This is a genomic window from Nonomuraea sp. NPDC051298 (assembly GCF_055586305.1).
On record NZ_JBVJIM010000012.1, the window covers coordinates 48,822 to 69,585 of the forward strand.

16 protein-coding genes are annotated in these 20,764 nt (G+C 72.7%); 4 read left to right on the plus strand and 12 right to left on the minus strand.

The genetic code is table 11. The annotated features are described in order from the left end of the window. Window positions 1-132 precede the first annotated feature (132 nt). From ACZ6S0_RS30305 to ACZ6S0_RS30315, 3 genes are read right to left on the minus strand one after another with little or no spacing between them, the layout of a single operon-like run. Window positions 133-2,505 carry a glycoside hydrolase family 65 protein gene (locus tag ACZ6S0_RS30305; RefSeq protein ID WP_465922719.1) on the minus strand — a complete coding sequence of 791 codons (2,373 nt, stop codon included), beginning with the start codon at window positions 2,503-2,505 and terminating at the stop codon, window positions 133-135. Further along, complete coding sequence (locus tag ACZ6S0_RS30310) at window positions 2,502-3,266, minus strand: beta-phosphoglucomutase family hydrolase (RefSeq protein ID WP_465922720.1); 765 nt, start codon at window positions 3,264-3,266, stop codon at window positions 2,502-2,504. The genes ACZ6S0_RS30305 and ACZ6S0_RS30310 overlap by 4 nt, the downstream gene beginning before the upstream one ends. A gap of 37 nt (window positions 3,267-3,303) precedes the next feature. Beyond that, complete coding sequence (locus tag ACZ6S0_RS30315) at window positions 3,304-4,908, minus strand: MFS transporter (protein ID WP_465922721.1); 1,605 nt, start codon at window positions 4,906-4,908, stop codon at window positions 3,304-3,306. Between the two features lie 132 nt (window positions 4,909-5,040). On the opposite strand from ACZ6S0_RS30315, the gene ACZ6S0_RS30320 reads away from it, so the two are divergent. The 4 genes from ACZ6S0_RS30320 (at window position 5,041) to ACZ6S0_RS30335 (ending at window position 9,724) form a co-directional block, all read left to right on the plus strand. Continuing rightward, entirely contained in the window at window positions 5,041-5,523 is a 483-nt protein-coding gene (locus tag ACZ6S0_RS30320; RefSeq protein WP_465922722.1) for a MarR family winged helix-turn-helix transcriptional regulator, read from the plus strand. 258 nt (window positions 5,524-5,781) lie between these two features. Beyond that, the gene (locus ACZ6S0_RS30325) at window positions 5,782-7,212 is read left to right on the plus strand and encodes a sensor histidine kinase (RefSeq protein ID WP_465922723.1); all 1,431 of its coding nucleotides are present in this window, start codon (window positions 5,782-5,784) and stop codon (window positions 7,210-7,212) included. 232 nt (window positions 7,213-7,444) lie between these two features. Further along, the gene (locus ACZ6S0_RS30330; protein ID WP_465922724.1) at window positions 7,445-8,329 is read left to right on the plus strand and encodes a helix-turn-helix domain-containing protein; all 885 of its coding nucleotides are present in this window, start codon (window positions 7,445-7,447) and stop codon (window positions 8,327-8,329) included. Between the two features lie 135 nt (window positions 8,330-8,464). Then, on the plus strand, window positions 8,465-9,724 hold the full coding sequence (locus ACZ6S0_RS30335) for a cytochrome P450 (RefSeq protein WP_465922725.1): 1,260 nt from the start codon (window positions 8,465-8,467) through the stop codon (window positions 9,722-9,724). 6 nt (window positions 9,725-9,730) lie between these two features. Here ACZ6S0_RS30335 and ACZ6S0_RS30340 read toward each other — a convergent pair whose 3' ends face one another. From ACZ6S0_RS30340 to ACZ6S0_RS30380, 9 genes are all read right to left on the minus strand, one after another. Continuing rightward, entirely contained in the window at window positions 9,731-11,125 is a 1,395-nt protein-coding gene (locus tag ACZ6S0_RS30340) for a dihydrolipoyl dehydrogenase family protein (protein ID WP_465922726.1), read from the minus strand. A 78-nt stretch (window positions 11,126-11,203) separates the two neighbouring features. Then, on the minus strand, window positions 11,204-12,130 hold the full coding sequence (locus ACZ6S0_RS30345) for an alpha/beta hydrolase (protein ID WP_465922727.1): 927 nt from the start codon (window positions 12,128-12,130) through the stop codon (window positions 11,204-11,206). Window positions 12,131-12,327: 197 nt separating this feature from the next. Then, window positions 12,328-13,332: a cytochrome P450 gene (locus ACZ6S0_RS30350; protein ID WP_465922728.1), complete on the minus strand. Its 1,005-nt coding sequence runs from the start codon at window positions 13,330-13,332 to the stop codon at window positions 12,328-12,330. A gap of 258 nt (window positions 13,333-13,590) precedes the next feature. Continuing rightward, a complete protein-coding gene (locus ACZ6S0_RS30355; RefSeq protein ID WP_465922729.1) occupies window positions 13,591-15,261 on the minus strand; it encodes an FAD-dependent oxidoreductase in 1,671 nt (556 codons plus the stop codon). Between the two features lie 97 nt (window positions 15,262-15,358). Further along, window positions 15,359-15,880 (minus strand): phospholipase, encoded by a 522-nt coding sequence (locus tag ACZ6S0_RS30360; protein ID WP_465922730.1) that lies wholly within the window; start codon window positions 15,878-15,880, stop codon window positions 15,359-15,361. Window positions 15,881-16,053: 173 nt separating this feature from the next. Beyond that, window positions 16,054-16,539: a MarR family transcriptional regulator gene (locus ACZ6S0_RS30365; protein WP_465922731.1), complete on the minus strand. Its 486-nt coding sequence runs from the start codon at window positions 16,537-16,539 to the stop codon at window positions 16,054-16,056. A 254-nt stretch (window positions 16,540-16,793) separates the two neighbouring features. Further along, window positions 16,794-17,195, minus strand: a complete 402-nt coding sequence (locus tag ACZ6S0_RS30370) for a hypothetical protein (RefSeq protein WP_465922732.1) — start codon at window positions 17,193-17,195, stop codon at window positions 16,794-16,796. 277 nt (window positions 17,196-17,472) lie between these two features. Further along, window positions 17,473-18,039 carry a TetR/AcrR family transcriptional regulator gene (locus ACZ6S0_RS30375; protein WP_465922733.1) on the minus strand — a complete coding sequence of 189 codons (567 nt, stop codon included), beginning with the start codon at window positions 18,037-18,039 and terminating at the stop codon, window positions 17,473-17,475. Between the two features lie 217 nt (window positions 18,040-18,256). Continuing rightward, window positions 18,257-20,539: an esterase-like activity of phytase family protein gene (locus ACZ6S0_RS30380; protein ID WP_465922734.1), complete on the minus strand. Its 2,283-nt coding sequence runs from the start codon at window positions 20,537-20,539 to the stop codon at window positions 18,257-18,259. Between the last annotated feature and the right edge of the window lie 225 nt (window positions 20,540-20,764).

Genomic DNA, 20,764 nt, shown 5'->3' on the forward strand with positions numbered 1-20,764 from the left:
GTGAGCCGTTCACGGGGAGTTCACTGCTCGGCCATTCCCCCACTTTGCACACCCCGCCGTTTTGTCTGCTCTGTCCGTTCTGTCCATGCGACCGGCGACGCGGGGTTTCTCCCGCGCCGAACGGGGCCCGGCTCACGAGCGCGATCTGCGGGCGCGGCGCGGGTGCCGGGGGGCGGGTTCGCGGCCGGGCGGCTGGTGGATCTCCTCTTCCGGCTCCGGCCGCGGCGGGTTGGGCCGGGTGACCGTTCCTGCCACGGCGACCTGGTCCCCGTGGTGGGTCACGGTGATCGGCGGGCCCTCCAGCAGCTCGTACGTGGTCGCCTCCGCCGTGGTGGTGACGCACAGCAGGCTGCCGCGATAGCGCAGCCGGAAGGCGAGCCTGGTCAGCTCGGACGGCAGCCTCGGGGCGAAGGCGATCCGCCCCCGCCCGGCGCGCATCCCGCCGAACCCCGCGACGAGGGCGATCCACGCCCCGGCCAGCGCCGCCATGTGGACGCCGTCGACGGTGTTCTTCTCCAGGTCGGCCAGGTCCATCATGGCCGCCTCGCCGAGATAGCGATACGCCAGCTCCAGGTGGCCCACCTCGGCGGCGATCACCGCCTGGGTGCATGCCGACAGGGACGAGTCGCGGACCGTCAGCGCCTCGTAGTAGGCGAAGTTGCGGGCCTTCTGCTCGGGGGTGAAGGCGTCTCCGCACAGGTGCATCGCGAGCACGAGGTCGGCCTGCTTGACCACCTGCCGCCGGTAGAGGTCGAAGTAGGGGAAATGCAGCAGCAGCGGGTATTGCCGGGGTTTGGTGGCGGCGAAGTCCCAGACCGCGTGCTGGGTGAACGCCTCGCACTGAGCGTGCACGCCCAGCCGCTCGTCATAGGGGACGCACATCGCGGCGGCCGCGTCGCGCCAGCCGCCGGTCTCCTCCTCGGTGACCTTGAGCTGCGCCGCCCGGCCGGGGTGGCGGGCGGCGGCATCGGCCGCGGCGAGCAGGTTGTGACGGGCCATCAGGTTGGTGTACACGTTGTTGTCGACGACGGCGGTGTACTCGTCGGGCCCGGTCACGCCGTCGATGCGGAAGCGCCCGGCCGGGTCGCGGTGGCCGAGTGAGCACCACAGCCGGGCCGTCCCGACCAGCAGGGGCAGGCCGGTGTCGCGCTCGAACGACGTGTCGTCGGTCGCGTCGACGTATTGGGTGACCGCGTGGGCGATGGCGGCGTTGACGTGGAAGGCCCCGGTGCCGGCCGGCCAGTAGCCGGAGCACTCCTCGCCGTGGATGGTCCGCCAGGGGAAGGCGGTGCCGCGCAGCCTGAGCTGCTTGGCCCGGTCGCGGGCCAGAGGAATGGTGGACCTGCGCCACGACAGCGCGTCCGCGACCGCCTTCGGGTAGGTGTAGGTGAGCACCGGCAGGACGAAGATCTCGGTGTCCCAGAAGGCATGCCCGTCGTAGCCGGAGCCGGTCAGGCCCTTGGCGGGGATCGGGCGGTCCTCCAGGCGGGCGGACGACTGCAGCAGGTGGAACAGCCCGAAGCGGACGGCCTGCTGCACCTCGGGGTCGCCCGTCACCTCGACGTCCGCGCTGCGCCAGAACTCGTCGAGGGCGCGCCGCTGGCCCGCGCACAGGCCCTCCCAGCCGGTCAGTCTGGCCCCTGCCAGTGCCGCGACGACCTGGTCGTGCATGGCGGGCCGCGAACGCTTGACCGACCAGCCGTACGAGAAGTATTTGACCAGCCGCAGCGGCCGTCCGGGCGACAGGCGCGTGGTGACGGTCACCCGGCTGACGTCACCGGCGCCCTGCGCGTCGATCAGGGTGGCGTCGGGCCCGTCGACGTCGTGGCACATGGCCGCGGCCACCCGTATCCCGCTCGACCGGGTGTGGTGCACCATGATCGCCACACCGTCGGTGCCCGGCACGTTCTCCTCCAGGACCAGCGGCGACTCCAGGGGGGTGGCCGCGCGCGGGTCGCCCGCCTTGTACTCCTGGGTCTCGTTGGCGATCAGCTCCGACTGTACGACGACGCGCCGCGGCCGGTCGACGGCCTGGATCTCGTAGTGGATGGCGGCGACCGCGCGGTGGGTGAAGGACACCAGCCGGGTGGAGGTGACCCGCACCTGGGCCCCGGTCGGTGAGCTCCAGAGCACCCTGCGGGTCAGGGTGCCGGCGCGCAGGTCGAGGACCCGCTCGTGCTCGTGCAGCGTCCCGTAGCGGACGTCGAACGGCTCGTCGTCGACCAGCAGCCGGATCACCTTGCCGTTGGTGACGTTGACCACGGTCTGGCCCGACTCGGGATAGCCGTAGCCCGCCTCGGCGTACGGCAGCGGCCGCAGCTCGTAGAACCCGTCGAGGTAGGTGCCCGGCTCCCCGTACGGCTCGCCCTCGTCCAGGTTCCCGCGCAGTCCGATGTGCCCGTTGGACAGCGCGAACACCGACTCGGTCTGCGCCAGCACGTCCAGGTCGAGCCGGGACTCGCGGATCGACCACGGCTCGACCGTGAACGCGGGATGCCGGATCATCGGGCGCCTCCGCCGTGCGTGCCCCGCTCCAGCAGCTCGGCCAGGTCGGTGACCACGAGGTCGGCGCCGTGCTCGCGCAGCGCGGCCGCCTGCCCGGCCCGGTCGACGCCGACGACGAACGCGAAACCTCCCCGGTGACCGGCCTCCACCCCCGCCAGCGCGTCCTCGAACACCGCCGCCTCCGACGCCTTCAGCCCCAGCGCCTCCGCCCCGGCGAGATACATGTCGGGGGCCGGTTTGCCCGCCAGGTGGCGTTGCCTGGCCACCACGCCGTCGAGCCGCGCCTCGAAGTACCCGGTGAGCCCGGCGGCCTCCAGCACCCGCGCGGTGTTGGCGCTCGACGACACGACGGCGGTGCGCAGCCCCGCGTCGCGCACGGCCCGCACGTAGCGGACGGAGCCGGGGAACACCTCCACGCCGTCGCGGTCGATGATGGCCTGGACGAGGGCGTTCTTGCGGTTGCTCAGCCCGTGGACGGTCAGCGCGTCCGGCGGGTCGCCGGGCGAGCCCTCGGGCAGGGTGATGCCCCGCGCCCGCAGGAAGCTCCTGGTCCCGTCGAGCCGTTCCTTGCCGTCCACGTAGCGGTCGTAGTCGGCGACCGCGTCGAACGGCACGTACGGGTCCCCCGTGCGGTCGGCCCGCTTCCGCAGGAAGTCGTCGAACATGGTCTTCCACGCGGCGGCGTGCACGGTGGCGGTGCGGGTCAGCACGCCGTCCATGTCGAACAGGCACCCACGGACTCCGTCAGGCATTCCCAGCATCGATCCCCCGATCACGCGGACGCGGCCTCACCTGCGACTACCCCGCCTCCCCCGGCTTCTCACCACCCCGGCCCCCATGGGCGGGCTGCGGCACGCCCGGCGCCGGGGCGGCGGCGGGCTCCTGGCCGGTGGCCGGGCGCAGGCCGCGGAGCATGACCGCGGCCACGGCGGCGAACGCGGCCATGATGACGATGCTGACGACGGAGATGACGTGCAGCCCGTGGACGAAGGCGTCGTGGGCCGCGGTCACCAGGCCGTCGCCGAGCTGGGCGGGCAGGCGCCCTGCCGTCTCCAACGCGCCGGCGAGGGTGTCGAGCGCCGTGCCCGCCGCCTCGGGCGCGAGCCCGGCGGGGATCGTGTCGGTCAGCCGGTTGTGGTAGGCGGCGGTGGCGATGCTGCCGAGAACCGCGATGCCGAGGGCTCCGCCCAGCTCGCTGCTGGTCTCGGAGACGGCCGAGGCCGCGCCGGCGCGCTCGACGGGGGCGGACCCGACGATCAGGTCGGTGCCGAGGACGCTGGCCGGCGCGATGCCGAGGGACAGCACCGCGGATCCGGTGATGAGCAGGGCGAGGCCGGCGGTGCCGACCTGGGTGAGCAGCGCCAGGCCGAGGATCGCGACGAAGAGCCCACCGGCGATCACGAGGGCGGGCCGGAGCCGGCTCACCAGCGCCGGGGCCACCATGGTCCCGACGATCCCCGCGGCGGTGCTGGGCAGCGTCCACAGCCCCGCCTGCAGCGCGGACAGCCCTTCCACCAACTGCAGGTACTGGACGGTCAGGAAATAGACGCCCATCATCACCATGATGCTGACCAGCAGGCTGCCCACCGAGGTGGAGAAGACGCGGTCGCGGAACAGCCGTACGTCGATGAGGGGATGCTCCAGCCCCAGTTGGCGCCGGACGAACACGACGCCCGCGACCAGACCCACGGCGAGGGACAGCGCGGGCTGCCAGGTGAGGCCGTCTGCCGCGATCTGCTTGAGGCAGTAGACCAGGGCCAGCACCGAGACGATGGACAGCAGCGCGCTGGGCAGGTCGACCCGCCCGGGCGCGGGGTCGCGGTGCTCGGGCAGCAGCAGCGGCCCCACGACCAGCAGGAGCACCATCACCGGCACGGCCGGCAGGAACACCGACCCCCACCAGAACGTCTCCAGCATGGCCCCCGCGACCAGCGGGCCGATCGCGCCGCCGGTCATGAAGCTCATCATCCACACCGAGATGGCGACGGTGCGCTGCTTGTCGTCGCGGAACATCGTGCGGATCAACGACATGGTCGAGGGCATCAGGGTCGCGCCGCCGATGCCGAGCAGCGCGCGGGCGGCGATGAGCAGCTCGGCGCTGCCGGCGTAGGCCGCCACAGCGGAGGCGACCCCGAACGCGGCGGCGCCGCCGAGCAGGAGCCGCCGGCGCCCGATCCGGTCGCCGAGGGTGCCCATCGTGATCAGGAGCCCGGCGACCAGGAAGGCGTAGATGTCCACGATCCACAGCAGTTGGGTGCCGGACGGCTCGAGGTCGGCGGTCAGGTGTGGCACCGCCAGGTGCAGCACGGTCAGGTCCATGGAGACCAGCAGGGTCGGCAGGGCGAGCACGGCGAGCCCCGTCCACTCCCGCCACCCCGCCCGGTCGACGGTGACGTCGCTCACGCCACCCTCCTTCGAATTGAGCTGACAACTGTTGACGCGTCAATCCTTAGGCGAAAGCATTGTTGTGTCAACTGTGCGCACGTCAACAGTTGTCGGCTAGGATGAGTGGAGACGAAAGGGGGCGGGGCCCGGGTGCCCCGACTGCCGATGGATGGCGACGCGTGGGAGAAGCTCGGCGTCTGGGCCCGGCTCCAGCACATGGACGGGCAGGTCAAGGCGGAGATCGGCAGGCGGCTCGAGTCCGCGCACGGCACCTCCCTGCTGGAGCACGAGCTGCTGGCCGCGCTCCTGCCGCACCTTGACGGGCTGCGCATGCACGAGCTGGCCGACGCGCTGCTCGTCACCCGCAGCGGCGTGACGCGGCTGGTCGACCGCCTGGCCGACAAGGGCCTGGTCGACCGCCACCCCGACGCGGGCAACCGGCGGGTCATCCTCGCCGTGCTGACCGAGAAGGGGCGGCGGCAGACGGCCGAGGCGAAAGACCTCCAGTGCGCCGTCTACGACGAGCTCATCGGCTCCCGCCTCGACGGCCAGGACATCTCGGCGCTGCGCCGCATCCTCGGCAAGACCGGCCGCCCCGACCTCCAGCGAGCCGACCCGGCCGAGGGCCCCTGAGGCCGGGCGACGGCAGGCCGCACCGACGGCAGGCCATGGCGGGCGGCACGACCACGCCGACAGCGGGCCCACCGCGACAGCCACCACGACGGCCACGGCGACGGCCACGGCGACGCGGCCGCTGCGGCGCGGCGAGGAGGGCGCTGCGGCGCGGTGAGGAGGGCGCTGCTCGGGCGGGGTGAATCGTGGCTGCGGCTTGCGTGTGGCTTTCCGGCCCAACGAGCAGGTTTCTAGACCTGTGGTCGGGGGGAGGCCGACGTGGACGTGTGGCGGGACTGGACCGTCCGAACACGCATGACGGCGCTGTCGACGGCGGTGATGGCCCTGACCTGCGTGGGGCTGGTCGTGCTCGGCCTGGGTCTGCTGCGGGCCCACGACATGAGTCATCGCGTCTACTCGGCGTACCACAGGCTCGGCGAGGTGGTGTTCGAACACGCGCACCGGTCGGTGCCCCCGGTGATCGAGCGGGCGCCGGGGCTGTCGGCCGTTCAGGTGGTCGACTCGTCCGGACGAGTGGTGGCGGCGAGCCCGTCGCTGGTCGGCAGGCCGCGGCTGGCCTCGTTCCACCCGCCGGAGCGCTCCCGGGGCGGCGCGGACAGGGTCCTGTGCCAGGTGCCGGGTCTGGACGGATGCGTGATCGTCAACGCCCTGTGGTTGCCCGACGGCGGCCATCAGGAGCTGCTCATCTACGGGTTCACCCCCGCGACCCCCTGGTACGTGAACCCCTTCACCCTGCTCGTGCTCCTGGGCTCGGCCGGGACGATCGTGGCCCTCGTGGGGTTCGGCATCTCCCATGTGGTCGGCCGTACCCTGCGACCGGTCCAGGCCATCCGCACGGCGCTGGCCGAGATCACCACGACCGACCCGGAGCAGCGGGTGCCCGTGCCCGCCCGCCACGACGAGATCTGGCATCTCGCGGTGACCGTCAACCAGACCCTGGCGCTGCTGGAGGCCGCGTTCCAGCGCGAGCGGCAGTTCACCTCCGACGCCTCCCACGACCTGCGCACCCCCATCGCCGCGATGCGGCTGCGGGTGGAGGAGGCGATGCTGAGCCGCGAACCGGCCGACTGGTCCCGCGTGGGAGAGTCCCTGCTGGCCGGCCTGGAACGGCTGCAGGCCATCGTGACCGACCTGCTCGTCATCAGCAGGCTCGACGCCGCCGCCGTCAAGCCCACCGAGGTCGTGAACCTGAGCGAGCTGGTGACCGACGAGGTGTCGAGCCGGGCCGCGCGACAGCGGCTCATCTCCGTGATCGAGCCGGGCATCATGATCGCCGCGGACGCCGTGGAGTGCCGGCGCCTGCTGGCCAACCTCCTCGACAACGCCGAACGCCACGCCGCCTCCGCCGTCACCGTCCGGGTCACCCGCGACAACCGCGACGCCGTGCTCGAGGTCGCCGACGACGGCCCCGGCGTCCCGCCGGACCAGAGGGAGAAGATCTTCCGTCGGTTCGTCCGCCTGGCGGACTCCCGCGCCAAGGACGCCGGCGGCACCGGGCTCGGCCTGGCCATCGCCCGCCAGATCGCCGAGAGCCATCACGGCGCCCTCACCCTCGCCGACTCCGACGAGGGGGCGCGCTTCGTGGCGGCCTTTCCCCTGTACCGGGCCGCCGAGGAGGACGAGCGGGAAGGCGATCCCGCCGCCCCGGACGCCTCCCACCCGCGCCGGACGGCCCACGACGTCTCGTGAGCCGTCTCGAGACCTGGGCATGACGAAGCCGCCGCGGACGTGGTGGGAGTCGGCGACGGTTGCGGAAGAGGCGACACGTACGAGGTTCGGTGCCGGTGTGTTCCTGACCTGGGCCGCCTGCCGGGCATGTCTTCACGTTCGCGCCTGTCCCCGGTGGGCGACAGAGGCGAGTTCTTGCCTGGGAAGGAACCTGCCCTCTCACCTCCGTACGGGGCGGCGGGAGAATGAGGGCATGAGTTCGGAATCTCTCCCCAGCGAGTTCGGGGCCTTCCTGAGGGCCCGCCGGGCGCAACTGGCGCCCGAGGACTTCGGCCTGGCCGGGTCCGACTCCCCGCGCAAGGTGGCCGGGTTGCGGCGCGAGGAGGTCGCCCAGCTCGCGGCGATCAGCGTCGACTACTACACCCGGCTGGAACAGGGCCGGGTCCAGGCGTCCGCCACGGTGCTCGCCACCCTGGCCCGCGCCCTGCGGCTCGACGACGACCAGCAGAGCTACCTGTACGAGCTGGCCGGAAAGACCGACGCGCGGCCCCGCCGCCGACGGCCCGCGCAACGCGTACGGCCCGCCATGCGCCGCCTGCTCAACCAGCTCACCGAGACGCCCGCGCTCGTCCTGGGCAAGCGGCTGGACATCCTGCAGTGGAACCCGGCCGCGACCGCCCTCTACATCGACTTCTCCGAGATCCCGGCGGCGCGGCGCAACTACGTCCGCCTGCTGTTCACCCATCCGGTCATCCGCGGCATGCACCGGAACTGGGCGCACGACGCCCGTGACGCCGTCGCCGCCCTGCGCATGGAGGCCGGGCCGGACGCCGACGACCCCGAGCTGGCCCGGCTCGTCGGCGAGCTGTCGGTGCAGGACGCCGACTTCCGCACCTGGTGGGCCGAGCACCGCGTGACCAGCGCCGGTTACGGCACCAAGCAGTACCGCCACCGGCTGGTCGGTGACCTCACGCTCGACTGCGACACCTGGAGCAGCCCCGACGGATCGGGGCAGCGCCTGATGGTGCTCACCGCCGACCCCGGCACCCCCTCGTACGACGGGCTGCGCATCCTCACCTCGTGGACGAGCGACCAGTCGAGCGAGGGCGGCGTGGAGCGCGGGGCCACGCGGCGGTAGCGTCGATGTCCGGCGCGTACGAGGCGGCGTTTGGGTACGGGCCGGGCGGGCAGAAGACCGCGGTGCGCCACCGCCGATCCGACCCGGCGGCGCGCCTGCCGACCGCGCCGGGTGGGAGCCACGAAAGGTACCGCCATGGCATCGCCCAGCGTCTACGAGCAGATCCTCGACCCCGCGAGCCGGGCCGACCCGTACCCGCTGTACGCGGAGCTGCGCAGGACCCCGGTGGCACGGCAGGCGGACGGCACCTACGTGGTCAGCACGTACGACGAGGTCGTCGCGCTGCTGCACGATCCCCGGATCAGCTCCGACCCCCGCAGCCACCCCGGCATGGCGGGGGCCGCGCCCGAGGAGCCGGGGCTGCCGCTCGACTTCATCCGGCGTGACCCGCCCGAGCACGACCGGCTGCGGGAGCTGGCCAACCGGCCGTTCGGGCCGCCCCACAGCCCAGGCCGGGTCGAGGGGATGCGTCCCTGGCTGGCCGAGGTCACCGACGCGCTGATCGACGACCTGGAGGGCGGGCACCGGGCCGATCTCGTGGACGACTTCGCGTACCCGCTGCCCGTGACGGCGATCTGCCGCCTGCTGGGCGTGCCGCGCGAGGACGAGCCGCGCTTCCACCACTGGGCCGACGCGATCATCGAGACCGGTGACCCGACCACCGGCCCGTTCGCGGAACGCCAGCGCAGGCGCCGCCGGATCGGCGCCGAGGTCGGCGGGTATCTCGGCCGCCTCGCCGACGCCCACGCCCGGCGGCCTGGCGACGACCTGATGTCCGCGTTGCTCACCGGCACGGGCCCCGGCGCGCCGATGTCCCGCGCCGACGTGCTGAGCACCGGGGTGCTGCTGCTGGTCGCCGGGCACGAGACGACCGTCAACCTCATCGCCAACGGCATGCTGACCCTCCTGCGCCACCCCGACGTGCTCGACCGGCTGCGCCACGAACCCGGCCTGATCACCCCGCTGGTCGAGGAACTGCTGCGCTACGAGCCACCCGTGCAGATGCTGACCAGCCGGAGCACCCTGGCCGACATCGACCTCGCGGGGACCGTCATCCCCAAGGGCTCGCCGGTGACGCTCGCCCTCGCCGCCGCCGACCGCGACCCCGGCCGTTTCCCCGACCCCGACCGTTTCGATCCCGACCGCGCCGACAACCGGCACCTCGGGTTCGGCAGCGGCGTCCACTACTGCTACGGCGCCCCGCTCGCCCGGGTCGAGGCCCAGATCGCCCTGTCGGCGCTGGCCCGCCGGCTGGTGAACCCCCGGCTGGTCACCGACCCGCCGCCGTACCGGCCCAGCCCGACCCTGCGCGGCCCCCGCCACCTCCTCGTCGACTACGACGCCGTCGTCCCCGCCGCAGGGGCGGCCTCCGGAACGACGCGGCGTTGGGCCTAGAGGGGCCTAGAGTCCGTACGCTTCGAGCAGGCGCAACCAGACCTCGCTGACCGTGGGGAACGGCGGCACCGCCTGCCACAGGGTGGCGAGCGGCAGTTCGCCGACGATCGCGATGGTGGCCGAGTGCAGCAGCTCCTGCATGCCGGGCCCGACGAAGGTGGCGCCCACCAGCACCTTGCGGTCGTCGTCGACGACGAGCTTGCACGTGCCGGTGATCCCCACGCCCAGCACGTGAGCCCCGTCGACGTCGCCGGTGCCGGTGGTCACGGTCCGCACCGGCAGGCCGCGCTCGCGGGCCTGCCGCTCGGTCAGCCCGACCGCGCAGACCTGGGGGTCGGTGAAGGTCACGCGCGGCACGACGGTGGTCGACTCGGGCACGTCCTTGCCCATGATCACGTCGGCGGCGAGCCTGCCCTGGTACTTGCCCATGTGGGTGAGCAGCGCGCGGCCGTTGCAGTCGCCGACCGCGTACAGCCAGCCGCCCGGCACGCCGGTGGCCCGCATCCAGCCGTCCACCTCGACGAACCCGCCGGGCGTCAGGCCGATGGCCTCCAGGCCGAGTCCCTCGGTCTCGGCCCGTCGGCCGACCGCGACGAGGATCTCGTCGGCGGTGACCCGGCGGCCGTCGCCGAGGGTCGCGGTCAGGGGCCCGTCGGTGTCCTGCTGTTCGACGGCGGTCACGCGGACGCCCGTCACGACGTCGACGCCCTCCGCCTCGAACGCCTCCCGCACCTGCTCACCAGCGAACGGCTCCTCCGCCACCAGCAACCGCTCGGCCTCCTCCACCACGGTCACCTGGGTGCAGCCCAGCCGCCGGAACGCCTGCGTCATCTCCGCGCCGATGAACCCGCCGCCGATCACCAGCAGGCGCTCGGGCAGCTCCTTGACCGCGGTGGCGTCCTGGTTGTCCCACACCTGGCCGCGGCGCAGTCCGTCGATGGGCGGGATGGCCGGGCTCGTGCCCGTGGCCAGCACCACCGCCCGGCGCGCGGTCAGCCGCCGCGTCCCTCCGCCGGAGGTGGAGACGTCGACCACCCGGTCATCGGCGATCCTGCCCGGCCCGCGGACGAACAGGACGCCCTTCTCCTCGAAGGCGGGGAGCTGCGCCGCGTCGTCCCACGCGCCGACCAGCTCGTCACGGCGGGCGAACGCCTCCCGGGCGTCCAGCCTGCCCGTGAGCGCCTGCGCCGCGCCCGGCACCCGGCGGGCGGCGGCCAGGACGTCCCCCGGCCGGATCAGCGCCTTGCTCGGAATGCACCCGTAGTACAGGCACTCGCCCCCCACCAGCCGCTGCTCCACCAGCGCCACCGACAGCCCGCCGTCGGCGCACCTGGCGGCGGCCGACTCCCCCGCGGGCCCCGCGCCGATCACGATCACATCGATCTCGTCCAATGACCACACCCCTCGCGGGACCTACCCGCCGGCCAAGGGACGACACCCGGCCCCCACGCGCGCGGGGAGGGCGCGGCCGTCGTGTCCTCAGGCGGCCTCGACCAGGCTCTTCGTGAAGAACTCGGCCAGCTTCTCGACCGCGGGGCCCACGTACTGGGGCTTGTCGTAGAGGTCGTTGTGGCTGGCGCCCTCGATCCACACGAACTCCTTGGGCCCGACGGCGCGCTGGAAGGCGTCGACGGTCATCCACCTGGTGACGGCGCGGGTCCCGGCGATCATCAGCAGCGGTCGCCGCCCGATCAGCGGGATGGGGGCGAACGCGTCGAACATCGCGATCTTGTCGACGCTGGTCCAGTCGAAGAACCGGGCGCACCTCGGGTGCTCGGCCCGGGGGGTGCGGTAGTACTCGAACCCCTCGGCGGCGTACTCGCCACCGATCGCGCGGGCCTGCTCCAGCGTGTCGGGGATGATCTGCAGGCCCGGGGTCCGCTCGCCGTGCGCCGAGGCCGTACGGGCCTGCGCGGCCCGCTCCAGCAGCGCCTCGAACGCGGCCGGGTCATGCGTGCCGTCGGCGCCCAGCCGGAAGTGCCGGGAGATGTCGACCGCGCACACCGTGCCCAGGGCCTTCACCCGGTGGTCGGTGGCCGTGGCCGGCAGCGAGTAGCCGCCCGAGGCGCAGATGCCGAGAATGCCGATCCGGTCGGGGTCGACCTCCTCGCGCGTGGTGAGGAAGGACACGGCGGCCTTGAAGTCCTCGACCCGTTGCGCGGGGTCTTCGAGGCCGCGCGGCTCGCCGCCGCTCTCGCCCTGGTGAGCCGCGTCGTAGGCGAGCGCGACGAGGCCCTTCTCGGCCAGGAGCCGCGCGTACAGGCCGGACGCCTGTTCCTTGACCGCGCCGCCCTGGTGACCGACCACGATCGCCGGGCGCGGACCCGGGACGGCGTCGTCGGGGACGTAGAGGTGGCCGGCGAGCGTGATGCCGGCGCTGTCGAAGGTGACGTTGATCATGGGCATGGGGATTCTCCATCTGCGGGATCTGTCTGTGGGGCCCGCCGCTGTGGCGGGCCCCGGGGCCCGGCCCGGTTCCGGGCACACCTCCACGATCTCCGTGATCAAGGACGCGCATAAGAGTCAGGTTCCTGGCTGGGAAAGAACCTGCCCCCTCCACGTCTCCCCCGCCCCCGCGGAACCCGGCTGACCGGTCCTCGGGATCAGAGCTGCCCGGTGGCGGGGGCGAGGTCGTCGTACTCGATCAGGAGGTGGCGGGGGCCGCGCAGCTCCGGGTTGGGCCGGTACGGCGGCGGGTCGGCGACCAGCCGGGGGTTCACCAGCCGGCGGGCCAGCGCCGACAGGGCGATCTGGGCCTCGACCCGGGCGAGCGGGGCGCCCAGGCAGTAGTGGATGCCGCTGTTGAAGCTGAGGTGCGCGTTGCCGGTGCGGTCGGGGTCGAAGCGGTCGGGGTCGGGGAAGCGGCGGGGGTCACGGTTGGCGGCGGCCAGCATCAGGGCCAGCGGCGCGCCCCTCGGAATGATGGTGCCGGCGAGGTCGATGTCGGCGACGGTGCTGCGGTTCGTCCGCATCTGCACTGGTGGCTCGTAGCGCAGCAGTTCCTCGACCAGAGGGGTGATCAGGCCGGGTTCGTGGCGCAGCCGTTCCAGCACGTCGGGGTGGCGCAGGAGGGTGAGCACGCCGTTGGCGATGAGGTTGACGGTCGTCTCGTGCCCGGCGACCAGCAGCAGCACCCCGGTGCTCAGCACGTCGGCGCGCGACATCAGCCCGTACGGGCCCGGATCGGTGAGCAGCCCGGAGATCAGGTCGTCCCCCGGCCGGGCGGCGTGGGCGTCGGCGAGCGTGCCGAGGTACTCGCTCGTCTCGGCGAAGATCTGGTCTCTGCGCCGCCTGCGCTCCGCGAACGTTCCGGTGTTCGGGTCGATGGTCTCGACGACGCCGTCGGCCCACTGGTGGAAGCGCGGCTCGTCCTCGCGCGGCACGCCGAGCACGTGGCAGATCGCGGTCACCGGCAGCGGGTAGCTGAACTCGTCGACGAGGTCGACCCGGTTCCTGCCGGAGAAGCCGTCGATCAGGCCGTTGGCGACCCCGGTCAGCCAGGGGCGCAGGCCCTCGACGCGGCCGGGGGCGTGCGGCGGGCCGAAGCACCACATGGCCTGCTCGCGCAGCCGGTCGTGGTCGGGCGGGTCGAGGTTGAGGAAGGACACGGGCGCTTCTGGGCAGGCTTCCGAGGGCGGGGTGGCGCTGGGGGTCGGAGCTGACCCGCGGGTCGTGCAGCAGAGCGACGACCTCGTGGTACGTGCTGACCACGTAGGTGCCGTCGGCCTCCCGCGTCACCGGTGTCCTGCGCAGCTCGGCGTAGAGCGGGTAGGGGTCGGCGCGGTTGGCCGGGTCGAGGATCTGCTGGTAGATGCTGGCCGGTGCCATGAGCCTGCCTTTCGCCTTTCGTGGCCGCCGCGGGCGGATCAGTGGTGGTGGATCAGCTCGGCGCGGCGTTCGCTCGGGTCGTGGCCGGTCACCCGGACGGTGGCGTGCAGGTTGAGCAGGCGCTGTTCGGGGAACCGCGCCGGCCTGGGCCGCCGGTCGGCCGGCTGGTCGACGCCGTTCAGCTCGGGTGGGAACGGCGCGGCGGCCTCGATCAGACGCTGGTAGAGCTCCAGCCACTTGCCCTGGTCGAAGGCGACGGCGGCGGTGATGCGGCCGTCGCGGCCGTAGGCGGCCACGAAGCGGCGCTCGGCGAGCGAGCCCTGGGCGATGACGATCTCGTCGGCGAAGGTGGGCACGCCCACCGACTTGATGTTGACGCCGAACTGCGCCGACCAGAAGACCGGGCTGGACAGGTGCGGCCGGCGGTCGATCGGATCGCTGATCATGTTGTGCGCGGCGACCTGGGCCTGGGTGACGGCGTTGCCCCAGTGCTCCAGCGACAGGAACTGGTAGCCGTACAGCGGGTGGGGGAAGCGGGCCACGTCACCTGCGACGAAGACGTCGTCGGTGACCACCCCGTTGCTGTCGAACGCCCGGCAACCGGCGTCGCAGCCGACCCCGAACGCTCCGGCGGCCAGGCCCGAGCCCTTCAGCCATTCGGTGTTGCGGACCGCGCCCAGCGCCACCACGGCCACCTCGGCCTCGACCACGTCGCCGTCGGACAGGTGGGCGCGGCGCAGCCGTCCGGAGGCGTCGCCCTCCAGGCGGGTCACGGTGGTGCCGCAGCGCAGGTCGACGCCGTACTCGCGCTGCAGGTCGGCGGCCACCTCACCGATCACGCCGCCGAGGGCGCCGACCAGGGGCGCCTGGCCGCGTTCGACGACGGTCACCGCGAGGCCCCTCTGGCGGCAGGCCCAGGCCACCTCCGAGCCGGTGAACCCGCTACCGATGATCAATACCCGCCCTGGCCGGTCGACGAGCAGGCGCAGCAGTTCGGCGGCGTCGTCGCGGGTACGCAGCCCGACCACCCCCTCGAGGGCGGCCTCCTCCTCGTCGAACCAGGCGCGGGCGCGGGTTCCGGTCGCGATCAGCAGCCGGTCGTACTCCACCACGCCGCCGTCGCCGAGCAGGACCCGCTTGTTGACCGGGTCCAGGCCGGTCGCCGGGACGCCGAGCAGCCACCGCGCGTCGATCTCCTCGGTGTACGGCAGTCCCGTGCGGTCGGCGGGGATCCACCCGTCGAGCACCTGCTTGGACAGCGGCGGCCGGTCGTACGCCCGGTACGGCTCGTCCCCGATCATCGTCAGCGAGCCGGTGAAACCCTCCATGCGCAAGGTCGCCCCGGCGGCCAGCCCCGCCAGCGACGCGCCCACGACCACGATGCGCCCCTCGCACCGCAGCCGCTCCACCACCGCGTCCGCCTCGCCCGCCGCGCCCGCCCGACGGGACCTCTCCCGCGCCTGGACGGGCCGCTGGGTGGCCATCAATCCCGAGGGCGCGTCGGCGGGGTCGCGGGTCTCGATCCGGTCCACCCGGATGGCCTGCACCGGGCAGGCCGCCGCGGCCCGCAGCACGTGGTCGCGTTGCGCCTCGTCGGGGTCGGGGTCGTACAGCAGCGCCTCCGCGCCGTGCATCCGGAACACCTCGGGGGCGAGGAAGGCGCACTGCGCGTACGCCTGGCAGCGCGTCAGGTCCACCACAACTCTCATGACCTGCGACTTCCCGGCCCTGGTCGGCTTACGCGTCCCGCCGCCCGTCGCGGCGGTCCGGGGGCGGGGCCGCGACGGCGGCCCCGCCCCGCGGTGTTCAGGACCCGGAGTTCTGGGCGTTCAGCTCGGCCTGCCGCTGGACCTGCCGGATCTGCTCCTCCGTGACGCGGAGGTCGCCGAACTGGCGGACCGCCTGGTAGTACGTCCAGGCGAGGCCGTCACAGGTGGACTTGGGGATCCCCGAGTATCCGGCGCAGACCTGCCGCATGTCGAAGTAGAAGGCGTCGTCGATGCGGTCCTTGTTCGCCGGGAACTGGCTCACGGCCTTGTAGTTCCGGTAGCCGAAGTCGTGCCGGCGGCAGGACGTACGGAAATCGAAGCCGAGCGGTTGGTCGGGGCTGCTCGAGCACAGGTCGGTGGACCAGTCAAAGGCGTAGTCGGCCCAGGACGCCTGGTTCTGCCAGGCGCTGCGCCAGGCGGCGGCGCTCGGGGCGGTGGGCTGGGAGAAGGTGGAGAGCGCGGCGAGTTTCTGCTCCAGGGTCACCGCGTAGGCCGGTAAGGCGAACGCGATGACGCCGAGGACGACGGGGATCAGCACCGCCAGGGATCGTCTGACCATGAGAACCTGCCTCTGTTGCCCGGGAACGGGAAAACCTGTCGCGGCAAGGTTCCCCCGATTTCCTGACGCCGAAGCGAAATCTCGGGAAACAGGAATGCAGCTCTCGCTCAATCTCGCCGGTAATTGACGAAGCGTGGATTTTACCTGAGTCAGCTATTCTGTCAATGGTGTTGTCATGGCGTCGGCGGGCCGGTCCGTCCGTCGCGGGGCGTCGTGCCCGGCTGCTCGGCGGCCGCGTCGGCGAACGTGGTCAGCGCCGCCACTGCCGCGCTCCGCTGCTCAGGGGTGAGTTCGGCCAGGATGCGGGCCAGGTGCGCGTTGCGCCGCTCCGTCACGCCGTCCACCAGCGCCCGCGCTTCGGGGGTGAGGGCGATGCGCACCGTACGCCGGTCGGCGGACAGGCGGGTCCGGCGCAGGAGGCCCTTGGCCACCAGGCGGTCACACATGCGGGTCGCCGTCGACCTGTTCACGTCGAGGACCTGCGCCAGGTCGACGAGCCGCTGCGGGCCCCGGGCGCCGATCAGGACGAGTGCGCGATACTGCGACAGGGTCACGTCGGCGCCGGTCGCGTTGATGGAGCGGACCGCGACCCCCACGAGCGCCCTGCTGGCCGATTGCACCGCCTCCGCCAGCGGTTCGGCCTCCGGACGCGCACCCATCGGCAACTCGTTCACGCTGCGCCGCTTCCTCCCGTCGCGAATGGCCCCTGCGGAGGTTAGACGTACGGACCGGTCTCGACCGATGTGTGGTTCCGCTATGGCAACCTTCAGCACCAGGTAAACCCGCCAAAGGAGGAACAGCCGAGAAAGCTGAAATATGCGGATATTTCGACAAGGCGCGGAGACGCCGGAAGCCGTACCTCGCTGTTCGACGGGTACGGCCCCCGGCGGTCGTCGTGGGATACGCCCGACGGTCAGAGGACCAGCAGGTCGAAGCCACTGTCTGCGAGGCGTCCTGTCTGGATCTCGTAGACGGCGATCGTGAGGGTGTTCTGCCGCGAGCAGGTCTCCGACGGATTGCGGTACGCGATGTACGGCACGCGCCGCGCGACCCGCGGCGTGACCTGGATCAGCGACCTGGTGGCGTCCACGCGGGGAGCGAGCTGGACGCAGTACCGGCCGACGCCCGCCCGCCAGGAGGTGATGACGTTCCTGCCGGTGTTCAGCTTGCCGTCGAAGTCGACGATCGCCGCGGCGGCGTCGTCGTAGTCCGACGCGGCGCGGAAGTGCACAGAGGCGTCCGCGACGGGCGTCGCCGCCGTGACGAGACCGGCGACCGCCACCGCGAACGCACCTGAAAGAGCACGACGGAGCATTTGACTCCCTTTCGGTCGTGTCCAGAAAAGAACCACGATCGAAAGTAATTCCGCCAGGGCCGCCCAGCTCGTACGCCACCCCGGCACGGACACTCAAGAAAGGTTCATCGATCGCACTCGAAATCGTCACCATAAAGAGTGCGCGACCGCGGCCGGACAACCGGGCCGCCGTATTGGGCAAATGTACAAGCCATTCGCCCAGTTCAATGAAAAGGCCGGGCCGGGCGCCTCCGGAATGCATTGTCGGCGGTCGGCCCGGCAGTGCGGAAAGCGGGGCTCACCCCTTTCGCAGCATTCTCCGTATCGGTCCGGCCAGCGCGGCGACGTCCAGACCGCGGTCGAGGTGGCGGTGCAGGATGAGGCCGTCGATCGCGGCCCCGAGCAGCGCGGCCACCGCCTCGGCGTCGGAGCAGCCGCGCTCGGCCAGCCAGGCGGCCAGGCTCCGGCGGAAGCCGAGGACGAGCGCGGCCAGTTCGTCGTGCAGGCGCGGGATCCGGGTCGCGGCCAGGTACGTCTCCACCATGAGCAGCGACGCGGAGTCGTCGTCCGGGTAGGCCGCCACCTCCCGCAGCAGCCAGTCGACGCCGGTGTCGAGATCGGACTGCCCGGCCAGCCGCTCCAACAGCCGGCCCATCAGGTCACGGATCGACTCCAGAGAGGCGGCGATCAGCAGGTCGGTCACCGAACTGAAGTGGTAGTGCACCACGCCCGGCGCCACCCGCGCCCGCTCGGCGGCCATCCGCGTGGTCACCCGGTTCCAGCCGACCTCCCCGATCAGCGACACGGCGGCCCCCAGCAGCCGCTCCCTGGTCGCCCGGCCTCGGACGAGGGCCGTCTCCGCCATCCAGATCTCCTCGTACGTCCGCCCTGGGCAACGGCCCACAGGAAGCCGCGCTTCGTCGCGCGCAGCAGTTGCGCACGGCAAATGTTGCCATCGGCGCACGCGGCCGGCGTGCGTACCGCGTGCGGGCACGGCGCGTCGCCCGGCGCTGCCCAGATGACGAGGTCCGTGCGGCCCGGTTTCCCTCGGGCCGCACAGACCTCGGTCAGGCGGAACGGTGTCAGTCGCGCAGGCCGGGCACGTCGATGACGATCACCTCGGTGTCGTCGGCCCGCCCCGGGATGCGCCCGTCGTTGCCCGGGAAGTTGTTGTCGTTGGCCACCACGACCCGGTCACCGCTCAACGGCAGCACCGACTCCACCGACTGCAGCGGGAACGAGAACAGCGGCCCGACCCCGTACTCGCCCGGCCGGGCCGGGGTGGAGACGCCCTTCGGGTCGGCCAGCCGCATCAGGTCCACGGCCGTGCGGCGGGGCAGCACGCCGTCCGGGCCCGCCTCGTCCAGGTCGGTCACCACCAGGCGCTTGACCTGGGACGACGGTCCCATCGCGCTGTCCCGCTCGATCAGCAGCAACCGGCGGTCGTCGAGCACCGCCGCGTCGCCGACCAGCAGCCCCGGATCGTCGACCAGGAACGACCAGGTGCGCCCGGTGTAGGCGTTCGCGCGCACGTCGAACTCGTAGACCACGCGCCGGCGCTGGTCGGCGTCGCCGGTCCTGGCGCCCTCCAGGATCGGGTACAGGGTCCAGCCGTCCTCGCTCACCGCCATGGCCTCGAACCCGCGGCTGGCCGGCAGCGTCGGGCTCTCCCCCGGGACCAGGTCGGGCGACTGCGGCGACTTCGTGCCGTCCGGGAGCGGGATCGGCGCCTGCAGCACCTTGCCGGTCCCGTCGGTACGCACCAGGTACGGCCCGAACTCCTCACCGATCCACAGGTCGCCGCGGGCGTCCCTGGCCAGCGACTCGACGTCGAAGTCGGCCCCGGTCAGCAGCCGGTCGCGAGTGTCCTGGTTGACGATCGGGAACGGCACCCTGCGGTCAGGGTCGCGGAAGTCGAGGTGGTCGCGTACCCGGATCCGGTGGTCGCGGTAGTCGGGCTCGATGAAGTAGGCCCGCAGCAGGAAGTCGGGCGAGTTGTCCTTCGAGCCGAACCCGTTGTCCGGCATGGCGAGCAGCCGGTCGGCGGAGCGGGAGCGCGCGCCGGCCGTGATGACGGCCGAGAAGCCGGGGATGGGCTGTCCGGCGAACGGCGGGGTGACGCCGTTGACGGTGTCAGGCGGCAGCTTCGTGCCCGACGTGGGGCCCGGCTGGTAGGCGGTCGCGGACAGCAGGGCGCGGGCGGTCAGCCGGGCCTCGTCGGGGAGCCGGACGCTCAGCGCGTACAGGCGGGTGGTCTGCGTGGCGTTGTTGTTGTCGTCGGACAGCAGGTAGAGGGCGTGCCGGTCGCCGGACAGCCGGCCGCCGAGCGCCATGCCCTCGATGTTGTCCAGCAGCGGGTTCGGCTGGGGCTGCTTGCTGGTGGCACCGGACGGCGGGCAGTCGGCGACGTCGGCCAGCAGTCGCTTGCCGAGCCAGGCGCGCTGATCGGTGAGGGTGGCCAGCGAGCCGACGCCGGAGACGTCGGTCGCGCCGGTGGCCGAGACCCGGTAGACGCGTACGGTGTTGCCCACCCCCGGGGTGAAGCCGCGTTCCAGGGAGAGGAACTGGTCGTCACCGAGTGCCACCAGCTCGACCAGGCCGAGGCCGGGGTCGGTGCGGTAGGCGTACTGGGCGGCGGGCCGGTAGGCGCCGCCGGGCCTGCCGTCGTAGCGCAGGATCCGCTGCAGGCCACGGCCCTCGGCGTCACGGCCGTCGGCCGACAGCGGCCCCTCCATGCCCGCGTACAGGGCGCGGCCGTCGGGGGTGGCGGCCAGCGCCTCGAACGTCTGGTTGGCCGTCGCCTGCCCGGCCGGGGCGACCCGGAAGCGCTGCGGCACCTCGAGGTCGGCGACCTGGCGGCCGTCGGAGAGCCGGAAGCGCCGGATCGACGGCTCGCTCTCGGAACCGGCCAGCACGCTGCCTCCGCCGCGCTCGGCGACGAGTCCCTCGCCGTCGAAGTCGGCGCCCGTGTACGGGACGCCGTCCGGCCGCCGCAGCGTCGTCATGCCGCGTACCTCGGCGGACAGGTGTTTGTTCCGGCCGTCGATGACGGCCAGGTCGTAGAGGCGGGCGGGGGTGGTCCCGACGTTGTCCACGAGCGCGAGGGCCCGCGAGTTCCCGGTGAACGCCAGCGCGGACAGGCCGGCCGCGGGCGTGTCCTCGAAGGTGGTTTTGTCCAGGGCGTCGGTGAAGCCCAGCAGGGACGCGTCCGGCGAGCAGCGCCCGCCGGACTCGCGGGCACCGGCCGCACCGGCCGCGCCGGCCGCCGGGACGGCGACGCCGAACATGACGACGGGCATGGCGCCTGACATGACGATGGCGGCCGCGGCGGCGAGGGCCGGGATGGACCGCCTGGTGCTGCGCACGAGGACCTCCTGAAGAACGATGGGAGCGGAGCGCCTGCCCCACGGGGGTGATCGAAGTCCGCACGGCCCGCCGGGGGCGAACGGGACGTGGAACACCCCGTGAAGAGCAGCCGTATGACTGGCGACGCCCGGCCGCACGAACCACCGCGGCCAACCCACGGGGACGCGCCCCGGCGCGCTCTCCAGCATGCTCTCCGGACGGCCGCGGCGCCGCCCGTCCGGGCA

Excerpts from the sequence above, each read along its gene's own strand:
- ACZ6S0_RS30335 (WP_465922725.1), top strand. The coding sequence starts at position 8,465 with ATGGCATCGCCCAGCGTCTACGAGCAGATCCTCGACCCCGCGAGCCGG.
- ACZ6S0_RS30345 (WP_465922727.1), bottom strand. The coding sequence starts at position 12,130 with ATGCCCATGATCAACGTCACCTTCGACAGCGCCGGCATCACGCTCGCC.
- ACZ6S0_RS30310 (WP_465922720.1), bottom strand. The coding sequence starts at position 3,266 with ATGCTGGGAATGCCTGACGGAGTCCGTGGGTGCCTGTTCGACATGGAC.
- ACZ6S0_RS30355 (WP_465922729.1), bottom strand. The coding sequence starts at position 15,261 with ATGAGAGTTGTGGTGGACCTGACGCGCTGCCAGGCGTACGCGCAGTGC.
- ACZ6S0_RS30305 (WP_465922719.1), bottom strand. The coding sequence starts at position 2,505 with ATGATCCGGCATCCCGCGTTCACGGTCGAGCCGTGGTCGATCCGCGAG.
- ACZ6S0_RS30330 (WP_465922724.1), top strand. The coding sequence starts at position 7,445 with ATGAGTTCGGAATCTCTCCCCAGCGAGTTCGGGGCCTTCCTGAGGGCC.
- ACZ6S0_RS30365 (WP_465922731.1), bottom strand. The coding sequence starts at position 16,539 with ATGGGTGCGCGTCCGGAGGCCGAACCGCTGGCGGAGGCGGTGCAATCG.
- ACZ6S0_RS30360 (WP_465922730.1), bottom strand. The coding sequence starts at position 15,880 with ATGGTCAGACGATCCCTGGCGGTGCTGATCCCCGTCGTCCTCGGCGTC.
- ACZ6S0_RS30370 (WP_465922732.1), bottom strand. The coding sequence starts at position 17,195 with ATGCTCCGTCGTGCTCTTTCAGGTGCGTTCGCGGTGGCGGTCGCCGGT.
- ACZ6S0_RS30375 (WP_465922733.1), bottom strand. The coding sequence starts at position 18,039 with ATGGCGGAGACGGCCCTCGTCCGAGGCCGGGCGACCAGGGAGCGGCTG.